General features: G+C 35.0%; 1 pseudogene. It reads left to right on the forward strand.

The features are described 5' to 3' along the window. Positions 1–224 (forward strand): annotated as a pseudogene (locus tag ACG9ZB_RS17175) (hypothetical protein); the annotation flags it as partial. Positions 225–286 lie beyond the last annotated feature (62 nt).

A 286-nucleotide genomic window follows, 5' to 3' on the forward strand; every position in this document is an offset into this window, starting at 1 on the left:
ATATCAAAGGATGCGATGATCAGATTCAAAATGCTAGTTTTGACGTCAATTGGCCTGAAATGGAGCCATCAGATGGATTTCAGTTGGATTCAAAAAATGTAAATAACATCACAGTAGCACTCAATCAGCGGACTCTATGGCCAGAAGAACAAGAGAGCAAAGGCTTTTTTGATTCAATTGATAGTTTAAAACTCTACTTAAGAGATATAGCAACACATGAATAGATGAGCGCAAAAGAGATCAATGAAAAAAAAGTATTTAACCTAAATCTTGGACTCTACCAAAT

The sequence above is a fragment of the Acinetobacter johnsonii genome, assembly GCF_048551975.1.
GTDB classification, from domain to species: domain Bacteria; phylum Pseudomonadota; class Gammaproteobacteria; order Pseudomonadales; family Moraxellaceae; genus Acinetobacter; species Acinetobacter johnsonii_A.